This is a genomic window from Burkholderia theae (assembly GCF_048565265.1).
GTDB classification, from domain to species: Bacteria; Pseudomonadota; Gammaproteobacteria; order Burkholderiales; family Burkholderiaceae; genus Burkholderia; species Burkholderia theae.
In genome coordinates this window covers 3508192-3530553 of sequence record NZ_CP183461.1, presented here as the reverse complement: position 1 = coordinate 3530553, position 22362 = coordinate 3508192, and the positions used below count along the sequence as shown (strand labels likewise).

Sequence of the window (22362 nt, the reverse complement as noted above, 5' to 3'; positions counted from 1 at the left end):
AACGGAGAAAGAGGGCTCAGAACAGCTCGCGCACGCGGTGGTACAGCATCCCGAGTTCGAGCGCGGGTTGCCGCCATGCGTCGCCGCCGGGGAAGCGCCGGTGGCGCATGCGCGCGAACAGGTCGAACGCGCGCGTGTCGCCCGCGATCGCGCCGGCGACCGCACGTCCGGCGATGCCGGTGAGCGCGACGCCGTGCCCGCTGAAGCCCTGGACGTAGAAGAAGTTCGGATCGAGCGTGCCGAAGTCGGGTGCGCGGTTGCGCGTGACGTCGACGAAGCCGCCCCATGCATGCTCGACGCGCACGTCGCCGAGCTGCGGAAACACGCCGACCATGCGCTGCCGGATCGTTTCGGCGAGCGTGGCGGGCGACGCGCCGGCCGAGTTCGCGCGGCCGCCGAACAGCATCCGGTGGTCGGCCGACAGCCGGAAGTAGTCGAGGAAGAAGTTGTTGTCGCACACGGCTTCGCGCTGGGCGATCAGCGCATCGGCGCGCGCCTGGCCGAGCGGCTCGGTCGCGATGATGTACGACGCGATCGGCGCGATGCGGGCGGCGGTCGCGGCGGGCAGCACGCTGCCCGGGCCCGCGTTGCAGCACGACACGACGAAGCGGCAGCGTACCTCGCCCGACGGCGTGCGTACGACGGGCCGCGCGCCGCGCACGACATCGAGCGCGGGCGTGTGCGCATACAGCGCGACGCCTTCGCGGCGCGCCGCATCGGCGAGGCCGAGGCAGTACTTGAGCGGATGCAGGTGGCCCGACAGCGGATCGTGCACGCCGGCCAGGTAACGTGTTGATGCGATGCGCGCGCGGATCTCGCCGGTATCGAGCCACGCGAGCGACGGATGGCCCCAGCGCGACGTCGCGGCGTCCATCCATGCGCGCAGGTCGTCGATGCGGCGCGGCTTCGTCGCGACCGTCAGGTAGCCGCGCGTGAAGTCGCAGTCGATCCCGTAGTGCGCGATCCGCTCGGCGATCAGCGCGACGCCGTCGAGCGATAGCGACCACGCGGCGCGCGCGCCGTCGGCGCCGAGCTGCCGCTCGATCTCCTCGTCCTTCGCGAAGCCGGTGATCGCCTGCCCGCCGTTGCGGCCCGACGCACCCCAGCCGGGCCGGTGTGCATCGATGACCGCGACGGACAGCCCGCGCGCGCGGCAGTCGAGCGCGGTCGACAGGCCCGCGAAGCCGGCACCGATCACGCAGACGTCGACGTCGATCGTGTCGTCGAGCACCGGGTCGTCAACCACGGGCCGCGTCACCGTCGCTTCGTAGTACGAGTCGCGCGCGAGCGCATCGGCGCGGCGGGTGAAAGACTGCGTCATGAAACCGACTCCCTCGAAAAGGCTGCCACGGTACGCGACCTGCGGGCAGCCGCCCTTGAAAATGGCGCGGGACGCCGTGCGCGCGGCACGGCGTCCCGCGTGTGCTGCGTCAGAACGAATAGATGAACTGCGTCGCGAGCAGGTCGTTGGACTTGCTGTACGAACCGTCGTTGCGCAGGAACACCTTGTTGTTCGCCCAGTCGTGCCGGTATTCGACCTTCACGGTGATCTGCTGGGTCGGATAGAACAGCAGGTCGAGCGCAACGTCCTGACGGATCGCGCCCTTGCACTCGAAGCCGAGGCCACCGCCGGCCTTCGACGTCGCGAGGCAATCCGAATCGACGCCGAAGCCGTTGTTCGGATCCATCCCGTTGCCGTTCAGCGCGATGCCGCCGCCGCCGCCGCCGTTCTTGCTGTTCACGAGTGCATCGTAGCGCAGCGTGACGCCCATGCGGCCGACCACCGGCGCGTTGAACTTGCGGTGCGCGAGCAGCGACAGCCCGTACCACTGAGCAAGCCCGCCGTTGAACGCCGCATGATCCTGCCGGCCGTAGTCGACTTCGGCGTTGTACTGGATGTCGGCGAGCGTGTAGGTCGCGTCAAGCTCGCCGAAGAAGAACGAGCCATACGCGCTCGGCGCGTTGCCGCCCGGGCCGTAGTGCACGACGCCGTTCGAATCGATCGCGCTCGACAGCGTCTGGCGGCCGACGTTGAACGATCCGCCGATGTCGAGCGCGCTCGACCACGTGTAGTCCGCACGCGCGGTGAAGGTCGGCACCTTGTTGCTGGTCGTGATCGGGTCGCCGAGCGCATTGGTGCCGGTCTGCGTGACCGAGCCGTAAGTGCGGTACTGCTCGTTGCCGACGAAGAACTTCCACGCCCAGTTGCCCTTCGTGTAGTTCGCACCGGCACCGATGTAGCTGCCCGGATCCGAGAAGTCGTACAGCAGGTTGTGCGTGAGCGTGAGCATCTGGTTCGACTGCTGCACCTCGTAGCCGCCGAAGCTCGGGATCAAGCCGGCCACGAGTGTCGTCTCGGCCGTGATCGGCACGTTGACGACCGCCGTGTTCAGGATGTTGTTGCCGATGTTGCCGCGCGAGTTCTGCAGCAGCGTGATGCCGTTGCCGCGGTTCGGCATCAGCGTGATTTCGGCCGACGGCGCCATCGGGCCGACGCCGAACGTCTTCTTGATGTCGAGGTAGAGATCGCCGAACGTGCTGTTGAAGTAGTTGTACGCGCTCTCGTGGTTCGCGAACAGGAACGACGACGTGCCGGCCGCGCGGTTGTAGATGTAGGTCGGATCGATGTAGCCCGTCACCGACAGGCCGGCGAGCGGGCCCGTGTTGGCCGCGTCCGTCAGCGAGTCGACCTTCAGCTGCTGGTTCGCGATTTGCTGCTTCATTTCGCCGACCTCGTCGTTGGTCAGCGTGGCCTGCGCCTTGCCGTAATCCGGCGAGCCCGGATCGACGGCCACCGCAACCGGCGCCGCGCCGGCCTTCGCACCGGCCTGCGCGACGGCGCCGCCGCCCGGCTTCGCGGTGAGCTGCGCCTGCATGGCCTTCATCTGTTTCTGCAGCGCCGCGACCTGCGCCTGCAGCGCCTTGATCTCGGCTGATGTCGAGTCGGCCAGCGCGATGCCCGGCAACGCGCCGGCCACCAGCAGGCAGATCAGTTTCTTCTTCATTGCGGATTCTCCTTGTCGTGCGCCTGTCAAAGTGCGATCGGTTTGCGCGCCGCATCACGCGGCGCGCGGGTCTTGTTATCGATGAAAGGGAAAGGGGAGGGTCACGCCACCGCGAACGCCGCCTTCATGTCGGCCACCCGGCGCCGTTCGCGCGCGATCATCATCCGGTTCACGACGATCACGCCGATCGTCACGGCCGTGATGAACAGCGTCGCCAGTGCGTTCATCTCCGGGTTCAGCCCGAGCCGCACGCGCGAGAACACCACCAGCGGCAGCGTCGTCGACCCCGGCCCCGACAGGAACGCCGACAGCACCAGGTCGTCGATCGACAGCGTGAACGACAGCAGCCAACCCGACAGCAGCGCCTGCGAGATCAGCGGCAGCGTCACCACGAAGAACACCTTCAGCGGCGTCGCGCCCAGATCGAGCGCCGCCTCCTCCAGCGACTTGTTCATCTCCTTCACGCGCGACTGCACGATGATCGCCACGTACGACACGCACAGCATCACGTGACCGATCCAGATCGTCAGCATCCCGCGGCCCTTCGGCCAGCCGAACATCTGCTCCAGCGCCACGAACAGCAGCAGCAGCGAGATGCCCTGGATCACTTCCGGAATCACCAGCGGCGCGTTGATCATCCCCGTGTACAGCGTGAAGCCCTTGAAGCGGCCGAAGCGCGCGAGCACGAAACCCGCCCACGTGCCGATCACGACCGACGCGGTGGCCGTCAGGAGACCGATCTTCAGCGACAGCCACGCGGCGGTCAGCAGCTCGTCGTCCTCCAGCAGCGCCGCGTACCACTTCAGCGAGAAGCCCGACCACACCGTCACCAGCTTCGACTCGTTGAACGAGTACACGACCAGGCTGATGATCGGGATGTACAGGAACAGGAAGCCGAAGGCGAGGACGCCCGTCGACAGCGGTTTGCTCGGCTTGATCATTTCGCTTCCTCCAGTTCCTTGACCTGGTAGTACTGGAACAGCGCCATCGGCACCAGCAGCAGCATCACCATCGCGACCGTCACCGCGGACGCCATCGGCCAGTCCATGTTGTTGAAGAACTCATCCCACATCACGCGCCCGATCATCAGCGTGTCGGCACCGCCGAGCAGTTCCGGAATCACGTACTCGCCCACCGCCGGGATGAACACCAGCAGGCTGCCGGCGATGATCCCGTTCTTCGACAGCGGCAGCGTGATCCGCGTGAACGCGACCCACGGCTTCGCGCCCAGGTCGTACGCGGCTTCGAGCAGCGTGAGGTCCATCTTCACCAGGTGCGCGTACAGCGGCATCACCATGAACGGCAGGTACGAATAGACCATCCCGATGTAGACGCCCGCATCGCTGTGATACAGGCGCAGCGGCGTGTGGATGATGCCGAGCGCGATCAGCGTGTGGTTCAGCAGGCCGTCGTCCTTCAGGATGCCGATCCAGGCGTACACGCGGATCAGGAACGAGGTCCAGAACGGCAGCATCACGGCCATCATCAGCACGTTGCGGCGGTTCGGTTCCGAGCGGGCGATGTAGTACGCCATCGGGTAGCCGATCAGCAGGCACAGCACGGTCGACACGGCGGCCATCTTCAGCGAGCTGAGGTAGGTCGCGATGTACAGGTCGTCCTGCAGCAGGAACGCGTAGTGCGACAGCTGCAGCGCGAAGTGCACGACGCCGTCCTTGAACTCGACGAGCGACGTGTACGGCGGGATGCCCATCACCTGGTCGGCGAAGCTGATCTTCAGCACCAGCACGAACGGCAGCGCGAAGAAGACCGCGAGCCACAGGAACGGCACGCCGATCGCGACGCTGCGGCCCGACGGCAGCAAGCGCGACAGCGCGGCGAAACGGCCCGGGCGGGCCCGGCCGGCGCCGGTGCTCGCGGCGCCTGGCGACACCGGCGTGGACGGAGTGGAAGCAGAGGTTCTCATCGTGTCGTCCTCATTGCGTCAGCACGACGCCGCTGGCCGGCGACCACGACACGAACACGTCGTCGTTCCACGCCGGGGCCGTGTCGCTCATCAGGTGCGAGCTCGACAGGTTCGACACGACCGTCTTCCCGCTCGGCAGGCGCACGTGATACAGCGAATAGCTGCCCATGTACGCGATGTCGGTCACGACACCGCGCGCCCAGTTGTGCTTCGAGCCCGGCTTCTCGCGCGACACGTGCACGCGTTCGGGGCGCACCGAGATGCCGACCGGCATCCCGAGCGGGCCCGTGATGCCGTGGCTCACGTACATGCGTGCCTCGAGGTCGTCGCTCTCGACGAAGATGTGATCGGGCTCGTCCTCGACGACGCGGCCCTCGAACAGGTTGGTCGAGCCGATGAATTCGGCCGAGAAGCGGCTGTTCGGAAACTCGTACACTTCGCCCGGCGCGCCGATCTGCACGATCTTGCCTTCGCTCATCACCGCGAGGCGGCTCGCCATCGTCATCGCCTCTTCCTGGTCGTGCGTGACCATCACGCAGGTCACGTCGACCTTGTCGATGATGTTCACGAGTTCGAGCTGGGTCTTCTGACGGATCTTCTTGTCGAGCGCGGACATCGGCTCGTCGAGCAGCAGCAGCTTCGGGCGCTTGACCAGCGAGCGGGCCAGCGCGACGCGCTGCTGCTGGCCGCCGGAAAGCTGATGCGGCTTGCGTTGCGCGTACTTGCTCATCTGCACGAGCGCGAGCGCGTCGGCCACGCGTTCCTTGATCTCGTTCTTCGGCGTGCCTTCCTGCTTCAGGCCGAACGCAACGTTTGATTCGACCGACATGTGCGGGAACAGCGCGTACGACTGGAACATCATGTTGACCGGGCGGCGGTACGGCGGCAGCGCGGCAAGATCTTCGCCGTCGACGAAGATCTTGCCGGAGGTGGCCGTTTCCAGCCCGGCGAGCATGCGCAGCAGCGTGGACTTGCCGCAGCCCGAGCTGCCGAGCAGCGCGAACAGCTCGTTTTTCGCGATCGTCAGGTTCACGTTGTCGACGGCCGTGCTGTCGCCGAATTTCTTCACGACGTTCTCGATGCGCACGAAGGCGTCGTTTTGCGTACGGGGCGCGGCGGCCGGTTGGGTCTGTCGTGCAGCAGCGGAAGAGGGTATCGATTGCATGGGAGTCACCATTCGTTCTTCACGGATTGCAGGCGTGAGCGTCCCCGCGCGAGGCGCGCAACGCGACTCGCGGACAACGGCTCGTGCCGGATGGAACAGTGCGCGCGGCGCGCGCGGGCGGACGGAGGTCCGCGAATCTCAGGCGGGCAGGCGTGGAACGATGCCTGCGCCGCCGTGATGCCTGGCGATCAGTGGCCGGTCTTCAGCTGCGCCCACAGGCGGTTCTGGAGACGCAGGATGTCGGCCGGCATCGGCTTCATCAGCACCATCTTCTTCAGCACGTCTTCAGGCGGGTAGACGGTCGGGTCCTGCGCGACGCCCGGCGTGACGAACTGGTGCGCGGCCTTGTTCGCGGTCGGGTAGAACACCGTGTTGGTGATCGCCGCGTTGACCTTCGGATCGGAAATGTAGTTGATCCACTTCAGTGCAGCCTCGGGGTGCGGCGCATCCTTCGGGATCACCATCACGTCGAACCACAGCAGGCCGCCTTCCTTCGGGTTCGAGAACTTGATGTCGTACGAGCGCTTCGCTTCGGACGAGCGGCGATGCGCGATGCCGACGTCGCCCGACCAGCCGAGCGCGACGCACACGTCGTTGTTCGCGAGGTCGTTGATGTAGCCGGACGAGTTGAATTGGGTGATGTAGGGGCGGACTTTCTTCAGGACTTCGAATGCAGCCTGGTAATCGCCGGGGTTCTTGCTGTTCGGATCCTTGCCCATGTATTGCAGCGTGGCGGCGAACACGTCGACGGCCTGGTCGAGGAACGACACGCCGCAGCCCTTCAGCTTCTCCATGTTGGCCGGGTCGAACACCAGTGCCCAGCTGTCGACGGGCGCCTTGTCGCCGAGTGCCTTCTTCACTGCCTGCGCGTTGTAGCCGATGCCGTCCGTGCCGTAGGCCCAGGGGACACCGTACTGGTTACCTGGATCGGCATCCGAGATCATCTTCATCAGCAGCGGATCGAGGTTCGCGAGGTTCGGCAGCTTCGACTTGTCGAGCTTCTGGTACACGCCGGCCTGGATCTGCTTGGCCATGTAGTTCGACGTCGGCACGACGATGTCGTAACCCGAACTGCCGGCAAGCAGCTTCGCCTGAAGCGTGTCGTCGCTGTCGTAGTTGTCGTACTTGACGTGGATGCCCGTCTGCTTCTGGAAGTTCGGGATCGTGTCCGGCGCGATGTAGTCGGACCAGTTGTAGACATTCAGGTCCTCGGCATGCGCCGATGGGCTGGCGACTGACGTGAACGCTGCCGCGGCGGCGAGGGCGGCAACAGAACAGGCTTGGCGAAGAAAGCAGGCACGCATGGTGGAATTCCCCTGGTTATGGCGGCGTGCGGCGCCCGCCGCACGCTTGTAGGCAAAGCCGTTACGAAATACCCAGTTGCTGGGCGGTTGCATCGACGGCCTTCTTCGCCTTCGACACGAGTTCATCGATTTCCGGACGCGAAATCACGAGCGGCGGCGACAGCAGCATCCGGTCGCCGGTCGCACGCATGATCAGGTTGCCGTTGAAGCAGAAGTCGCGGCAGATCGTGCCGACGTCGCCGCCGTTCGCGAAGCGGCGGCGTTCGGCCGGCGCTTCGGACAACTGCAGGCTCGCGACGAGGCCATGGCCATGCACTTCGCCGATGATCGGGTGACGCGCGAAGGTTTCGCGCACTGGAAGTACGGGCCGGTATCGTTCTTCACGCGCTCGACGATCCCTTCGTCGCGCAGCAGCTTCAGGTTTGCAACGGCAACGGCCGCCGCGACCGGGTGACCCGAGTACGTGAGGCCGTGGTTGAATTCGCCGTTGTCGATGATCGGGCGCGCAACGCGCTCGTGAATGCCGACCGCTCCCATCGGCACATAACCCGACGTGAGGCCCTTCGCCATCGTGATCAGATCCGGCTCGAAACCGAAGTGCTGGTGTGCGAACCATTCGCCGGTGCGGCCGAAGCCGCCGATCACTTCGTCGGCGACGAGCAGGATGTCGTACTTGCGGCAGATCCGCTGGATTTCCGGCCAGTACGTCGACGGCGGGAAGATCACTCCGCCCGCGCCCTGGAACGGCTCGCCGATGAACGCCGCGACGTTCTCCGCGCCGAGTTCGAGAATCTTCGCTTCGAGCTGCTGCGCCCGTGCGAGACCGAACGCTTCCGGCGTGTCGCCCGACTGTGCTTCGCCGAAGAAATACGGTTGATCGATATGCACGATGTGCTCGACCTTCGACGGCATCTGCTCGTGCATGTAGCCCATCCCGCCGAGCGTGCCGCCCGCGATCGTCGAGCCGTGGTAACCGTTCTTGCGCGAGATCACATACTTCTTCTGCGGCTTGCCCTGCACGCGCCAGTACTGGTGCACGAGGCGCAGCACGGTGTCGTTGCCTTCCGAGCCGCTGTTGCAATAGAAGAAGTGGTTGAAGCCGGCAGGCGTCACTTCCGCGAGCATGGCCGACAGTTCGATCACCGGCGGGTGCGTCGTCTTGAAGAACGTGTTGTAGAACGGCAGTTCCTGCAGCTGGCGATACGCGGCATCGGCGAGTTCCTTGCGGCCGTAGCCGACGTTCACGCACCAGAGGCCGGCCATCCCGTCGATGACCTTGTTGCCGTCCGAGTCCCACAGGTAGACGCCGTCGGCCTTCACGATCACGCGGCTGCCCGCGCGGTTCAGCGCGCCCATGTCCGAGAACGGGTGGATGTGGTGCGCGGCGTCGAGCGCGCGGTATTCGGCGGTCGAGCGTGCCTGCGTCGCGCGCGGCGCGGCAGCCGGCGCGGCCGGCTGGATCCAGGCAGATTCGTTGCGGTAAGTCATGTTTCCTCCGTGATTCCGTATGCGGTTGTGCGCGCTTAGACGTGCAGCAGCAGATGGCGGCGTTCCCACGAGCTGATCACGCGGAAGAACGCTTCATATTCGGTTTCCTTCAGCGCGAAATACGCCTTCAGGAACTTGTGGCCGAGGATCTCGCCGAGCGGCTCGCATGCGGCCATCAGCGTCAGCCCTTCCTCGAGGTTGCGCGGCAACTGGTACGGCAGGTCGTAGCCGTCGCTCACGAGCGGCTCGGTCGGCTCCAGGCGCTGCGTCATGCCGAGGTAGCCGGCCGCGAGCGTCGCGGCGAGCGCGAGGTACGGGTTGCAGTCGACGCCCGGGATGCGGTTCTCGATACGGCGTGCCGACGGGCCCGAGTGCGGGATGCGGAAGCCGACCGTGCGGTTGTCGTAACCCCACTGCACGTTGATCGGCGCGGCCATGAAGCGCGACAGCCGGCGGTACGAGTTGATGTAAGGCGCGAAGATCGGCATCAGTGCCGGCGTGTACTTCTGCAGCCCCGCGAGGTAGTTGTAGAACATCGACGTCGCGCCGCCCGTCTCCTGCGACGTGAACAGGTTCTGGCCCGTTTCCTCGTCGACGATGCTCTGGTGCACGTGCATCGCCGAACCCGGCTCGTCTTCCATCGGCTTGGCCATGAACGTCGCGTACATGTTGTGACGCAGCGCGGCCTCGCGCACCGTGCGCTTGAACAGGAACACCTGGTCGGCCAGCGACAGCGCGTCGCCGTGCATGAAGTTGATCTCCATCTGTGCGGCGCCGACTTCGTGGATCAGCGTGTCGATGTCGAGATTCTGCGCTTCGCAGTACTCGTAGATGTCCTCGAACAGCGGATCGAACTCGTTGACGGCTTCGATCGAATACGACTGGCGGCCCGTTTCGGGGCGGCCCGTGCGGCCGACCGGCGGACGCAGGGGCAGGTCCGGGTCCTTGTTCATGTCGACCAGGTAGAACTCGAGCTCCGGTGCGACCACGGGTTTCCAGCCCTTGGCCTTGTACAGGTCGAGCACGCGGCGCAGCACGTAGCGCGGCGAGATCTCGACCGGCGAGCCGTCGAAGTGCACGCAGTCGTGGATCACCTGCGCGGTCGGGTCGGTGGCCCACGGGATCAGGCGGATCGTCGATTCGTCGGGCACGCACACCATGTCGGGGTCGGTCACGCCGGTCAGCGAGCCGTCTTCCGGATATTCGCCGGTGACGGTCTGCACCATCACGGCCTGCGGCAGGCGCATCGATTCGCCGGACGTGAACTTGTTGCGCGGCGTGATCTTGCCGCGCGCGATACCGGCCATGTCGGGAATGATCGCCTCGACTTCGGTGATCCGGTGCTGTTTCAGAAAACTTTCGATATCTTGCATGTCTGTTCTCGTTGTTTGGTCGGCGCGCTCAGGCGAGCGCGGCGGCGGCCAGGGTTCGCGTGCGGGCATTCCGGCGGGCGCGGCATGCGTCGCCGAAGGCGCGGAAGATCGCGCTCGACAGCGGGTCATGCGCATGCCGCCATTCCGGATGCCATTGCACGGCGAGTGCGAAAGCGGGGGCATCGACGACGCTCACGGCCTCGATCAGGCCGTCCGGCGCGACCGCCTCGACGGCGAGGCCGGAGCCGAGCTGCGCGATGCCTTGCTTGTGCAGCGAGTTCACGTTCACTTCGTCGCGGCCGCCGGCGAGCGCATGCAGCTTGCCGCCGGGCGTCAGGTGCACGACGTGCGCGGGGCCGTATTGCGTGTCCATCGGCGCGGCGTCGTCCTCGCGGTGATCGGCGAGGCCCGGCACTTCATGCACACGCTGGTGCAGCGTGCCGCCGCAGACGACGTTCAGCTCCTGGAAGCCGCGGCAGACGGCGAGTACCGGCACGCCCGCGGCGATCGCCGCGCGCAGCAGCGGCAGCGTCGTCGCATCGCGGGCCGGGTCGTGTTTCGTGCCGGGCGCGCTCGGCTCGCCGCCGTACAGGTGCGGCTCGACGTTCGAGTAGCTGCCGGTAAACAGCAGGCCGTCGACCGTGTCGAGGATGTCGTCGACCGACTGGCGCTCGCCGAGCGCGGGCAGCACCATCGCGAGCGCCTGCGCACCGTCGACGATCGCGGCGACGTATTTGTCGCCGACCGTATGCGACGCGTGTGCGCCGATTTGCGTGAGGTCGGCGGTGATGCCGACGAGGGGTTTCCTTTCCATGACGTCAATCAGTTATCCAGAGGACTGCTGCATGCACGTTGCCTGATTCGACAAAACGCAGGCGCGCAGCCGCCCCGCAGCCTGGCGAACAGCGCAAGGCCGCTGGTGAATGGGCGCAGCGGGATGACGTGGCGATCCGCGCTGCGCGCGACGATCAGGCCGTCGTTCGTTGGGTTGCGATACGCGACGCGGCAACGAATGCGCGAACGCGTTCCGTCACCGCATGGACCTTGCGGTTGGCGAATCAGCAGACAAAACGAACGACGTAAAGAAAGGAGAGGCGCTACGGCAGCAGCGACGCCACTTCGTCGGTATCGACGGCGACGAATGCGCGTGCGGATACGGCGTTGTGACGCCGAACGGAACGACGGGACAGGATGGTGTAGATCGACAGATGCTGCAGGCGAGGACTATGCCAGCCGCAACTGCCATCGGAAGGGGATGCCGCGCTGCGCGAACTTCGCGCCACGCTTCGATCCCACCTCACCAGAGGGCCACGGACTCTCACGATTACACTCGACTGGGTTGTTGAAAGTATTGAACACCCGACCTTCTCGACGCGCTGGGCGTTTAAAATAATCAAGGCGCCGGTTACGCGTCATTTACATTGATGGGCATCAATTTTTGCGTTGCAGTAACGCGTTTTGCTGCCTATGAAAACTAAATGACGCTGACCTGAGAGCCAGCATATACGAGCCAAAAACGGCGTCAAATGTTTTTTAACGGTCCTGCATCAGGGGTTTCCCGAGCAGTGCGAACAAAAGATTCGCAACTGGAATGATCCGCGGCGTGTTCATTATTTCGAACGCCTTTCAGGGTTTTCCCCGTTAATACGCGGCATAAAGTGATTAGAATATTCAACGGCTGTCCACTGCGTCGTTTCACTTTGTCATCGCACTTATCGTGTCCGAAACCGAATCGATGTCCACCGAAGTCGCCGAGCGCCTGCGTTACGTGCGCAACAAGCATGGCCTGTCGCAACGTGAACTCGCGAAGCGGGCCGGCGTGACCAACGGCACGATCTCGCTGATCGAACAGGGCCGCGTGAGCCCGTCGGTCGGCTCGCTGAAGAAGTTGCTCGAATGCATACCAATGAGTCTCGCGGAGTTCTTCACGTTCGAGCTCGTCGAATCGCGCTCGGTCGTGTCGCGTCGCGACGACATGCCGAACCTCGGCAACGACACGCTCGCGTTTCATCTGGTCGGCGCGAGCGTGAAGGACCGCAACATGTGCATCCTGCGCGAGATCTACCAGCCGCACGCCGATACGGGGCCCGAGATGCTCGTGCACGCGGGGCACGAGGGCGGCGTCGTCGTGTCGGGTCGGCTCGAGCTGACCGTCGACGGCGCGACGTGGCTGCTCGACCCTGGAGACGGCTACTACTTCGAGAGCCGTTTACCGCACCGTTTTCGCAATCCCAGCGCGGAACTGATCTGCGAGGTCGTCTCGGCCAATTCGCCGGCGACCTTCTGACCGCGCACCACCGCATTCGCTGACGGCCGGCCGCGCATCGGGCGCGCGGCGTGTCGCATCGCGAATGTCACAACATTGAGGCATCCTGATGAACAAGTTGACTTTGGCTGACTGGCAGGACAAGGCGGCGTCGCTCAAGATCGAAGGGCGCGCATTCATCGACGGCGCGTCGCGCGACGCGCACGGCGGCAAGACGTTCGACTGCGTGAGCCCGATCGACGGCCGCGTGTTGACGAAGGTCGCCGATTGCGGCGAAGCCGATGTGAACGCGGCCGTCGCGGCCGCGCGCCGCGCGTTCGACGCGGGCGTGTGGGCCGGCCTGAATCCGCGTGCGCGCAAAGCGGTGCTGCTGCGCTGGGCCGCGCTGATGCGCGAGCATCTCGACGAGCTGTCGCTGCTCGAGACGCTCGACGCGGGCAAGCCGATCGGCGACACGACGACGGTCGACGTGCCGGGCGCCGCGTACTGCGTCGAATGGTTCGCGGAAGCCATCGACAAGGTCGGCGGCGAGGTCGCGCCGGCCGATCATCATCTCGTCGGTCTCGTCACGCGCGAGCCGGTCGGCGTGGTGGCAGCCGTCGTGCCGTGGAACTTCCCGATCCTGATGGCCGCGTGGAAGTTCGGTCCCGCGCTGGCGGCCGGCAACAGCGTCGTGCTGAAGCCGTCGGAGAAATCGCCGCTGACCGCGATCCGCGTCGCGCAACTCGCATATGAAGCCGGCATCCCGGCCGGCGTGTTCAACGTCGTGCCGGGCGCGGGCGAACCCGGCAAGCTGCTCGCGCTGCATCGCGACGTCGACTGCATCGCGTTCACGGGATCGACGGCGGTCGGCAAGCTGATCATGCAGTACGCCGCGCAATCGAACCTGAAGCGCGCGTGGCTCGAACTCGGCGGCAAGTCGCCGAACATCGTGCTGCCCGATTGCCCCGATCTCGACCGCGCCGCGCAGACAGCGGCCGGCGCGATCTTCTACAACATGGGCGAGATGTGCACGGCCGGTTCGCGGCTGCTCGTGCATCGCGACATCAAGGACGCGTTCATCGAGAAGCTCGTGGCGGCCGCGCGCGCTTACGTGCCCGGCAATCCGCTCGATCCGTCGGTGTCGATGGGCGCGATCGTCGACGGTATCCAGCTCGAGCGCGTGCTCGGCTACATCGAGGCAGGGCGCGGCGAAGGCAAGCTCGTCACGGGCGGTGCGCGCGTGAAGGAGGAAACGGGCGGCTTCTACGTCGAGCCGACGGTGTTCGAGGTGAAGCACGATGCGAAGATCGCGCGCGAGGAGATCTTCGGGCCCGTGTTGTCGGTGATCGTGTTCGACGATGTCGACGAGGCCGTGCGGATCGCGAACGACACCGAATACGGGCTCGCCGCGGCGGTGTGGACGTCGAACCTGACGACCGCGCATGACGTGTCGCGCCGCTTGCGCGCGGGTACGGTGTGGGTGAATTGCTACGACGAGGGCGGCGACATGAACTTCCCGTTCGGCGGCTACAAGCAGTCGGGCAACGGCCGCGACAAGTCGCTGCACGCGCTCGAGAAGTACACCGAGCTGAAGTCGACGCTCATCCGGCTGCGCTGACACGCTGCCGGGGGCGCATCGCCGTTCGGCGGTGCGCCCGCAGCCCGCGTTACGCGTTACGCGCTGCGCAGCGCGGGGTGGAAGCCCGCGGCTTCGATGATCGACTGCACGCGCTCGGCGCCTTGCGCCGATTCGACCGTGACGCGCTTCGCCGCGACGTCGATGTCGAGCTTCGCGGCGGGATCGGCGGCCGTCACCGCGCGCGTGATCGCATTGGCGCAGCCGCCGCAGGTCATGTCCTGGACTTCGAATTCCATCGTGTTCTCCTGAGTTGACGATTGACGAGTAGGGTCAGCATGAAGCTTGCCATGGTGGGAAGGTCAAGCGCATTCATGCAGCATGGCACAGGCGTGGTCACCCCGCGCGGCGAGACCGCTCGCCGGCGTGAAGTCAGACGAATCGGAAGGCAGCCGCACGAGTCAGCCGGATCTTTCCCGATTGACGCCGATGCGCCACCGGCGCCATGCGACGAGAGCCTTGCCAGGCAACGCACGGTGCGATCTTGTGAAACGCTATCTCCATATTGCCAGTAAGGGCGCGCGATATGAAAATGCGAATCGATCTTAGTATCAATGCCCTTCGATATTTCATTTCGTTACGCACATGAACCGTTTCGCACTGGGTTTCGCCGCTGTCCTGCTGGGCGCGTCTGCCGCCACCGCATTCGCCGCCGACGACGTCGTCAACCTGACGCTGAAGGACCACAAGTTTTCGCCCGATGGCGTGACGATTCCGGCCGGCAAGAAAGTGAAGTTCGTCGTGAAGAACCTCGATGCGACGCCCGCGGAATTCGAGAGCGACGACTTCAAGGCCGAGAAGGTCATTCCTGCCGGCAAGTCGGCCGAGATCCTGGTCGGACCGCTGAAGGCCGGCACCTACGAGTTTCACGACGAGTATCACGAAGCGCAGTCGAAGACCCACCTGACCGTCAAATAAGCGAATCCCGCCATGCTGTCTACCGCGCTGATTGTCTTTCGTGAAGTGCTCGAGGCCGCGCTGGTGGTCTCGATCGTGATGGCCGCCACGAAGGGCGTGCCGCGGCGCGGCTGGTGGGTCGGCGGCGGGCTCGTCGGCGGCGTGATCGGCGCGGGCCTGATCGCGGCGTTCGCCGACGTGATCTCGCAGTGGGCGTCCGGCATGGGGCAGGAGGTCTTCAATGCGGGCGTGATGTTCGTCGCGACGCTGATGCTGGCCTGGCACTGCATCTGGATGAGCCGGCACGGCCGTGAGATGGCGCTGCACATGGGCGAAGTCGGCCGGGCCGTCGCGGCCGGCAGCCGGCCGCTGACGGGGCTGGCGATCGTGGTTGGCGTCGCGGTGCTGCGCGAAGGCTCCGAGGCCGTGCTGTTCCTGTACGGCATCGCCGCGGGCGATCCGGGCCAGACGCCGCAGATGATTGCCGGCGGGCTGCTCGGCGTGCTCGGCGGGGCCGGGCTGGGTTATGCGATGTATGCGGGCCTGCTGCAGATTCCGCTGAAGCGCCTGTTCTCCGTCACCAACGCGCTGATCGTGCTGCTGGCGGCCGGGATGGCGAGCCAGTGTGTCGGTTTCCTGCTGGCGGCCGGCCTCGTACCGTCGTGGGGCGACATGATCTGGGATACGTCGTGGCTGCTGAAGGAGACGAGCATCGTCGGCAAGGCGCTGCATACGCTGATCGGCTATACCGCGCGTCCGGCGGGCATCCAGATCGCCGCGTACGTCGCGACCCTGGTGACGATCGTCGTGCTGACGCGGCTTGTTGGCCGTCCGCGCGCGGCGGTGAGGCCGCCACGGCCTGCCGCGTGAGGGTTCCGGGTCAGCACGAAAGAAGGGGCGTCATGGACGCCCCTTTTTTCATTTGCGGTTCGCGGCCGGCCCGTGTACGGCGGCGTGCCGGATAGACGCGGCCGTGCCGGTCAGCGGTGGCTGTCGATCCACGCGCGGGCCCATTCGAGTCCGGCCTCGCGTGCGTCGTCCTCGGTGTCGAATACGCCGAGCACGCCCGACGCTTCGACGAGCCGGTTGTTCTGCGTGATCGTGCCGCTCGCCGCGAAGCGTTCGGGTTGCAGGATTTCGTCCTGCTGCAGGATCGCGTGGCCCCAGATCTGGTAGCCGAGGTAGGTTTGCGCTTCCATTATCGAGTCACCTCCGCGGAGCGGTTGTGCGTGCCGACCCGCAGCACGTTGCCGTCCGGCGTGTATTGCCGCGGGATGTTGGAGAACGTGAGCGTGTGCGTTGCGTCGGGATCGGCAGGCTGCATCACCGTGAGGCGGCCCGGCGCGGGCTGTGCGACGGGGCGCGGTGCGGCGGGCGCCACGGCCGTGGCGGCGGGACGGTGCGAACCGGCTTTCACGGTTTGCGCGACGCGGCGCTTGTGTGCCTTCACGGCGGTTTTCGGCGTTGCGCTCGCGTGTTTCTCCGCGCTCTTGCCGGCGTGCGCATCGGCGCCCGCATGCGCGGCCGGCGCATGTGCTGCCGGCTGCCGCGCCTCGGGCGGGTTCCAGACTTCGACGTAGTGCTCGGCGGCCCAGCCGGTCGACGCGAACGTCAGCGCCAGCAATCCGCATCCAAACAGTCTTACTGCCATTGTGTCTCCGTCATATTCCTTGCGGGTCGCGCTATCCGGTGCGGGGGCGGCCGTGCATGCGCATTCGGGGAGGGGCCGGTTCAGGAGAACACCTCGAGCCCGTGTTTCTCGACGATCTGGAGCATCCGTGCGGCGATGCCGCTCGGCCGCTTGTCGCCCTGTTCCCATTGGCGGATCGTCGACGTTGTCGTGTTCAGGTAGAGCGCGAACACGCTCTGGCTGACGTTGACGGACTTGCGGATGCGGGCGATCGCTTCCGGATCGAACTGCGGGGCGGCTTCGATGCAGAGATCGTCGTATTCGCGCATCGTCTTCTTGTCGATCAGCGCGGCACGATAGAGACCCGATGCGGCGCTGTGGATCGCCTCCGTTGCGTCGCTCTTGAATCGACTCTTAGCCATTGCAAATCTCCACCAGCTCTTTCAGTGCGATCAGCGTCGCGATATCGGCGTCGGTGCGGCGCCCGACATCCGCGGCGAGCTTTCTGAACGCACGCAGTTCGTGTTCGTCGATGTCGTCCCGGTCGCGTTTCGCGAACAGAAACACGAAAACCCACGCCTGCCCGACCTTGCTCAGCACGATCCCGCGCTGCCGATTACCGTCCAGGCGCTTTTTCCAGACGTTGCCGCCGAGCTCGATGCCCTGGCCGCGCGCCAGTTCCCGCGCGGCGCGGCAGAGTTCGGCATCGGCGATGCCTGCTTTTCTGGCTGCCTTGTGAAACCACTTCGTCTTGAAGACGCGTCGTACGGAAGCAGGCATGTCGGGCCGATCGAATTAGCACAGGATTATATACCACTACGTGGTACATATTTCGACCTGGCCGAATGGCCTGCTTCGCGCCGATAAGGGGTCGGGACGACCTCGAGGGGGCCGTCCCGGTCGACCGGCGTTACTCCACCGTCACCGATTTCGCGAGGTTCCGCGGCTTGTCGACGTCGGTGCCACGTGCACACGCGGTGTGATACGCGAGCAGCTGCAGCGGCACCACGTGCAGGATCGGCGACAGCTGCCCGTAGTGTTCCGGCATCCGGATCACGTGCAGGCCGTCGTCGTTGACGATCTGCGTATCGGCATCCGCGAACACGTACAGCTCGCCGCCGCGCGCGCGCACTTCCTGCATGTTCGACTTCAGCTTCTCGAGCAGCGTGTCGTTCGGCGCGACCGTGACGACCGGCATCGCTTCCGTGACGAGCGCGAGCGGCCCGTGCTTCAGTTCGCCGGCCGGATAGGCCTCGGCGTGGATGTACGAGATTTCCTTCAGCTTCAGCGCGCCTTCGAGCGCGATCGGGTAGTGCAGCCCGCGGCCGAGGAACAGCGCGTTTTCCTTGCGTGCGAACTCCTCCGACCACGCGATGATCTGCGGCTCGAGCACGAGCACGCTGTTCAGCGCGGCCGGCAGGTGGCGCAGCTGCTTCAGGAATTCGGCTTCCTGCGCGGCGTCGACGTGCCCGCGCAGCTTGCCGAGCGTCGCGGCCAGCACGAACAGTGCAACGAGCTGCGTCGTGAATGCCTTCGTCGACGCGACGCCGATCTCGGTGCCCGCGTGCGTCAGGAACTGCATTTCGGTCAGGCGCACCATCGCGCTCGTCGCGACGTTGCAGACCGCGAGCGTATGCGTGTGGCCGAGCGACTGCGCATGCTTGAGTGCCGCGAGCGTATCGGCCGTCTCGCCCGACTGCGAGATCACGAGCACGAGCTGGCGCGGGTTCGGCACCGATTCGCGGTACCGGTATTCGCTCGCGATCTCGACCTGCGTCGGGATCTTCGCGATCGATTCGAGCCAGTACTTCGCGGTGAGGCCCGAGTAGTAGCTCGTGCCGCACGCGAGGATCAGCAGGCTGTCGATGTCCGCGAACGCGGCGGGCGCGGCGTCGCCGAACAGCGTCGCGTCGAACGCGTCGGTCTGCGGCACGGTGTCGCTGATCGCGCGCGGCTGCTCGAAGATTTCCTTCTGCATGAAGTGGCGATACGGGCCCAGCTCGACCGCGCCGCCGTATGCGCTGACGACGCGCACTTCGCGCTGCGCGAGCGCGCCGTTGCGGTCGAGGATCTTCACGCCGTCGAGCGACAGCTCGCACACGTCGCCTTCCTCGAGGAACGTGAAGCGGTCGGTGCTGCCCGCGAGCGCGAGCGCATCGGACGCGAGGAAGTTCTCGCCGTCGCCGTGACCGACGACGAGCGGCGAACCCTGGCGCGCGCCGACGACGGTGTGCGGCTGGTCCTTGTGGATCACGGCGATCGCATACGCGCCGTGCAACTGCAGCACGGCTTCGCGCACGGCGTCGAACAGGTTGCCGCGATACAGGCTGTGCACGAGGTGCGCGATCACTTCGGTGTCGGTCTGCGACACGAATTCGTAACCCTTCGCGCGCAGCGCTTCGCGCAGCGGCTCGAAGTTCTCGATGATGCCGTTGTGGACGAGCGCGAGCGCGTCCGACGAGAAGATCGGGTGCGCGTTGTGCGTGACCGGCGCGCCGTGCGTGGCCCAGCGCGTATGCGCGACGCCCGTCGTGCCTTCGAGGTGCGACTCGCGCACCTGCGCGTCGAGATCGGCGACACGTGCGACGCTGCGCGCGCGCTTCGGTGCGCCCGGCTCGAGCACGGCGACGCCGCACGAGTCGTAGCCACGGTATTCGAGGCGCCGCAAACCTTCGATCAGCACCGGAACGATATTACGTTGCGCAACTGCGCCGACAATGCCACACATGAGGATCAGTCCTGTAAGTCGATGCGGGCGCCGCCCGGGCGCCCGCAAAAGGTTCAGCTTTTCTTCTTGACCGGGCGGACGTAGCCGCTCTTCGTGGTCTGGGTCTTGTCGTTCAACGCGAGAAGACCGTCGGCAACGTCCTTCCAGATCGTCGTGCCGGCGGCGATCGTCACGCCGCGGCCGACGCGCACGGGCGCGACGAGCTGCGTGTCGGAGCCGACGAACACGTCGTCCTCGATCACGGTGCGGAACTTGTTCGCGCCGTCGTAGTTGCAGGTGATCGTGCCCGCGCCGATGTTCACGCGCGCGCCGATGTCGGCGTCGCCGATGTACGTGAGGTGGTTCGCCTTCGAGCCGTGGCCGATCACCGCGTTCTTCACCTCGACGAAGTTGCCGACGTGCGCTTCGTCCGCGAGCTGCGCGCCGGGGCGCAGCCGTGCGTACGGGCCGATCACGGTGTTCGCGCCGAGCTCGGCGCCGTCGATGTGCGTGAATGCGTCGATGCGCGTGCCGGCGCCGACCGACGCATTGCGGATCACGCAGTTCGCGCCGATCGTCACGTTGTCGGCGAGCGTCACGTTGCCTTCGAACACGCAGTTCACGTCGATCGACACGTCGCGGCCGCAGCGCAGCGTGCCGCGCACGTCGAGGCGCGCCGGATCGGCGAGCGTGACGCCGTCGACGAGCAGTGTTTCCGCGACATTGCGCTGATGAATGCGCTCGAGTTCGGCGAGCTGCGCCTTGCTGTTCACGCCGAGCGTTTCCCATTCCTCGTCGGGCTGCGACGTGACGACCTCGAAGCCGGCCTCGATCGCGAGTTCGACGACGTCGGTCAGGTAGTACTCGCCTTGCGCGTTTTCGTTCTTCAACGCACCGAGCCACATCGACAGCTGGGCCGTGGGCGTGACGATGATGCCCGTGTTGATCTCGGCGATCTTCAGCTGTTCCGGCGATGCGTCCTTCTGCTCGACGATGCGCGTGACGAAGCCGGACACGTCGCGCACGATGCGGCCGTAACCGGTCGGATCGTCGAGCGTGACGGTCAGAATCCCGTAGCGGCCTTCGCGCGCGGCTTCGACGAGACGCTGCAGCGTCGACGCACGGGTGAGCGGCACGTCGCCGTACAGCACGAGCGTCGGTTGCGCGGGATCGAGGAGCGGCAGCGCCTGGCGCACCGCGTGGCCGGTGCCGAGCTGTTCGGCCTGCACTGCGAACTGGACGTCGGGTGCGGCGACGGCGGCCTGGACCTGCTCGGCGCCGTGACCGACGACGACGACCAGCCGGGACGGCTGCAGCGTGCGCGCGGTGTCGATGACGTGGGAGAGGAGCGGCCTGCCGGCCAGGGGGTGAAGCACTTTCGGCAGCGCGGAACGCATGCGCTTGCCGGTGCCTGCCGCCAAAATCACGATATTCATGGCGCCAGCTTGTCAGAGGAGTTCGAAGCCGTCCATTTTAGCATGCGGCCCCCGCCGTTCCGGGGCCGCCGCGCCGGTGCGGCCGCGCCGGAAACGGCGGCCGGCGCCCCGTTCCGGCGGGTGTTCCGGCCCCGCTTACAGATCGTCGAACTGGACGATCGAGATCGGTCTGGCGGCGCCCGGCGCCGCGGTGTCGTCGCCCGACGCGCACGGTTCCTCGTCGAACGCGATGTCGCCGTGCGGATCGGCTTCGCCGGTCGCGCGCAGCGACGCGAACGGGAACAGCGTCGCGTCCATCAGGTGCGACGGCACGACCTTCGCGAGCGCGTTGAACATGTTCTCGACGCGGCCCGGGAAGCGCTTGTCCCATTCGCGGATCAGCGCCTTCATTTCCGCGCGCTTCAGGTTCGGCTGGCTGCCGCACAGGTTGCACGGGATGATCGGGAATTCGCGCAGCTCCGCGTATTTCTCGAGATCGGTTTCCTTCACGTACGCGAGCGGGCGGATCACGATGTTCTTGCCGTCGTCCGACTGCAGCTTCGGCGGCATCCCCTTCAGCTTGCCGCCGTAGAACATGTTGAGCAGCAGCGTCTGCACGATGTCGTCGCGGTGGTGGCCGAGCGCGATCTTGGTCGCGCCGAGCTCGCCGGCCACGCGGTACAGGATCCCGCGGCGCAGCCGCGAGCACAGCGAGCAGGTGGTCTTGCCCTCGGGCACGAGCCGCTTGACGATGCTGTAGGTGTCCTGGTTCTCGATGTGGAACGGCACGCCGACCTGCTTCAGGTATTCGGGCAGCACGTGCTCGGGGAAGCCCGGCTGCTTCTGGTCGAGGTTCACCGCGACGATGTCGAAGTCGATCGGCGCGCGCTCGCGCAGGCGCAGCAGCACGTCGAGCATCGCGTAGCTGTCCTTGCCGCCCGACAGGCAGACCATCACCTTGTCGCCGTGCTCGATCATGTTGTAGTCGCCGATGGCCTGGCCGACCTGGCGCACGATCCGCTTGAACAGCTTGTTGTTCTCGTACGCTTCCTTCTGCTCGCGGCGCGTCAGCACCTGGCGGCCGGCCGGGGCGGCGGCCGCGTCGAGGGTGGCGGCATCGGCCGCCGTGTCATTCATGTGGGGGGCGTTCATGCGCGCTCCTCGTCCTTGATGCGAAAGACTTCGACGCCGACGGCGTCGCAGTCCGGATAAGCGTCCGGTTTCTCGGTACAGACGCGTACCGCGCGCACGGCATCGTGCGCCAGCAGGTGCGCGGCGATCGAGTCGCACAGCGTTTCCTGCAGGTGGATGTGGCCGCGCGCCACGCATTGCGCGACGCTCTGCTTCATCAGGTCGTAGTCGACGACTTCATGCAGCCGGTCGTCGACGGGGGTGGACAGCGCGAGCGGCACGAACAGGTCGACGTTGATGACGACGCGCTGCTCGCCGCGCTTCTCGTGTTCGAAGGCACCGATGTTGATGTGCACCTCGTAATCGCGCAGGTAGAGCCTGCGGCAATCCGCGAGGCGGGGGTGCAGGAGAGCGGAAAACATGGTCGTCCCAGTCAAAT

The 22362-nt window shown here is 66.0% G+C and carries 22 protein-coding genes and 1 pseudogene; 4 read left to right on the top strand and 19 right to left on the bottom strand.

Going from position 1 to position 22362, the window contains the following annotated elements:
• Window positions 1-16: 16 nt before the first annotated feature.
• The 10 genes and pseudogenes from ACN22W_RS16645 to ACN22W_RS16600 all read right to left on the bottom strand — a co-directional run bounded on the left by ACN22W_RS16645 (window position 17) and on the right by ACN22W_RS16600 (window position 11581).
• Window positions 17-1321, bottom strand: coding sequence for an NAD(P)/FAD-dependent oxidoreductase (locus ACN22W_RS16645; RefSeq protein WP_419685441.1), 1305 nt, complete (start codon window positions 1319-1321; stop codon window positions 17-19).
• A 109-nt stretch (window positions 1322-1430) separates the two neighbouring features.
• Window positions 1431-3005, bottom strand: a complete 1575-nt coding sequence (locus tag ACN22W_RS16640; RefSeq protein ID WP_419685440.1) for a DUF3138 family protein — start codon at window positions 3003-3005, stop codon at window positions 1431-1433.
• A gap of 101 nt (window positions 3006-3106) precedes the next feature.
• Window positions 3107-3946, bottom strand: coding sequence for an ABC transporter permease subunit (locus ACN22W_RS16635; protein ID WP_048252093.1), 840 nt, complete (start codon window positions 3944-3946; stop codon window positions 3107-3109).
• Window positions 3943-4929 carry an ABC transporter permease subunit gene (locus ACN22W_RS16630; RefSeq protein ID WP_129516398.1) on the bottom strand — a complete coding sequence of 329 codons (987 nt, stop codon included), beginning with the start codon at window positions 4927-4929 and terminating at the stop codon, window positions 3943-3945. Before ACN22W_RS16630 ends, ACN22W_RS16635 begins: the two co-directional genes overlap by 4 nt.
• A gap of 10 nt (window positions 4930-4939) precedes the next feature.
• Window positions 4940-6094, bottom strand: a complete 1155-nt coding sequence (locus tag ACN22W_RS16625) for an ABC transporter ATP-binding protein (RefSeq protein ID WP_129513150.1) — start codon at window positions 6092-6094, stop codon at window positions 4940-4942.
• Between the two features lie 188 nt (window positions 6095-6282).
• Window positions 6283-7398 carry a polyamine ABC transporter substrate-binding protein gene (locus ACN22W_RS16620; RefSeq protein ID WP_129514708.1) on the bottom strand — a complete coding sequence of 372 codons (1116 nt, stop codon included), beginning with the start codon at window positions 7396-7398 and terminating at the stop codon, window positions 6283-6285.
• A gap of 61 nt (window positions 7399-7459) precedes the next feature.
• Window positions 7460-8886, bottom strand: a pseudogene (locus ACN22W_RS16615) (aspartate aminotransferase family protein).
• Window positions 8887-8921: 35 nt separating this feature from the next.
• Window positions 8922-10259: a glutamine synthetase family protein gene (locus ACN22W_RS16610; protein ID WP_129513148.1), complete on the bottom strand. Its 1338-nt coding sequence runs from the start codon at window positions 10257-10259 to the stop codon at window positions 8922-8924.
• Between the two features lie 28 nt (window positions 10260-10287).
• On the bottom strand, window positions 10288-11073 hold the full coding sequence (locus ACN22W_RS16605) for a gamma-glutamyl-gamma-aminobutyrate hydrolase family protein (RefSeq protein WP_193099317.1): 786 nt from the start codon (window positions 11071-11073) through the stop codon (window positions 10288-10290).
• Between the two features lie 283 nt (window positions 11074-11356).
• A complete protein-coding gene (locus ACN22W_RS16600; protein WP_072437498.1) occupies window positions 11357-11581 on the bottom strand; it encodes a hypothetical protein in 225 nt (74 codons plus the stop codon).
• A gap of 413 nt (window positions 11582-11994) precedes the next feature.
• Here ACN22W_RS16600 and ACN22W_RS16595 point away from each other — a divergent pair, with 413 nt between their 5' ends.
• Together ACN22W_RS16595 and ACN22W_RS16590 are read left to right on the top strand one after the other, a co-directional pair.
• Window positions 11995-12546 (top strand): cupin domain-containing protein, encoded by a 552-nt coding sequence (locus ACN22W_RS16595; RefSeq protein ID WP_129513146.1) that lies wholly within the window; start codon window positions 11995-11997, stop codon window positions 12544-12546.
• Window positions 12547-12634: 88 nt separating this feature from the next.
• Window positions 12635-14125 (top strand): aldehyde dehydrogenase, encoded by a 1491-nt coding sequence (locus ACN22W_RS16590; RefSeq protein WP_412022887.1) that lies wholly within the window; start codon window positions 12635-12637, stop codon window positions 14123-14125.
• Between the two features lie 56 nt (window positions 14126-14181).
• On the opposite strand, the gene ACN22W_RS16585 is transcribed toward ACN22W_RS16590, so the two are convergent.
• Window positions 14182-14382, bottom strand: coding sequence for a heavy-metal-associated domain-containing protein (locus tag ACN22W_RS16585; protein WP_048247810.1), 201 nt, complete (start codon window positions 14380-14382; stop codon window positions 14182-14184).
• A gap of 346 nt (window positions 14383-14728) precedes the next feature.
• On the opposite strand from ACN22W_RS16585, the gene ACN22W_RS16580 reads away from it, so the two are divergent.
• Complete coding sequence (locus ACN22W_RS16580) at window positions 14729-15061, top strand: cupredoxin domain-containing protein (protein WP_034179235.1); 333 nt, start codon at window positions 14729-14731, stop codon at window positions 15059-15061.
• Window positions 15062-15073: 12 nt separating this feature from the next.
• Window positions 15074-15910 carry an FTR1 family iron permease gene (locus ACN22W_RS16575; RefSeq protein ID WP_419685439.1) on the top strand — a complete coding sequence of 279 codons (837 nt, stop codon included), beginning with the start codon at window positions 15074-15076 and terminating at the stop codon, window positions 15908-15910.
• A 110-nt stretch (window positions 15911-16020) separates the two neighbouring features.
• Here ACN22W_RS16575 and ACN22W_RS16570 read toward each other — a convergent pair whose 3' ends face one another.
• The 8 genes from ACN22W_RS16570 to ACN22W_RS16535 form a co-directional block, all read right to left on the bottom strand.
• Window positions 16021-16239, bottom strand: a complete 219-nt coding sequence (locus ACN22W_RS16570) for a hypothetical protein (RefSeq protein ID WP_048247805.1) — start codon at window positions 16237-16239, stop codon at window positions 16021-16023.
• Entirely contained in the window at window positions 16239-16691 is a 453-nt protein-coding gene (locus tag ACN22W_RS16565; protein WP_419685438.1) for a hypothetical protein, read from the bottom strand. Before ACN22W_RS16565 ends, ACN22W_RS16570 begins: the two co-directional genes overlap by 1 nt.
• Window positions 16692-16771: 80 nt before the next feature.
• Complete coding sequence (locus ACN22W_RS16560; RefSeq protein ID WP_048247801.1) at window positions 16772-17092, bottom strand: helix-turn-helix domain-containing protein; 321 nt, start codon at window positions 17090-17092, stop codon at window positions 16772-16774.
• Complete coding sequence (locus ACN22W_RS16555; protein ID WP_419685437.1) at window positions 17085-17450, bottom strand: type II toxin-antitoxin system RelE/ParE family toxin; 366 nt, start codon at window positions 17448-17450, stop codon at window positions 17085-17087. The genes ACN22W_RS16560 and ACN22W_RS16555 overlap by 8 nt, the downstream gene beginning before the upstream one ends.
• Window positions 17451-17580: 130 nt before the next feature.
• Window positions 17581-19398 (bottom strand): glutamine--fructose-6-phosphate transaminase (isomerizing), encoded by a 1818-nt coding sequence (gene glmS / locus ACN22W_RS16550; RefSeq protein ID WP_129513140.1) that lies wholly within the window; start codon window positions 19396-19398, stop codon window positions 17581-17583.
• 53 nt (window positions 19399-19451) lie between these two features.
• Window positions 19452-20813, bottom strand: coding sequence for a bifunctional UDP-N-acetylglucosamine diphosphorylase/glucosamine-1-phosphate N-acetyltransferase GlmU (gene glmU / locus ACN22W_RS16545; RefSeq protein WP_419685436.1), 1362 nt, complete (start codon window positions 20811-20813; stop codon window positions 19452-19454).
• 135 nt (window positions 20814-20948) lie between these two features.
• Window positions 20949-21944: a tRNA 2-thiocytidine(32) synthetase TtcA gene (gene ttcA / locus ACN22W_RS16540; protein ID WP_419685435.1), complete on the bottom strand. Its 996-nt coding sequence runs from the start codon at window positions 21942-21944 to the stop codon at window positions 20949-20951.
• A complete protein-coding gene (locus tag ACN22W_RS16535; RefSeq protein WP_048247794.1) occupies window positions 21941-22345 on the bottom strand; it encodes a dihydroneopterin aldolase in 405 nt (134 codons plus the stop codon). Before ACN22W_RS16535 ends, ttcA begins: the two co-directional genes overlap by 4 nt.
• Between the last annotated feature and the right edge of the window lie 17 nt (window positions 22346-22362).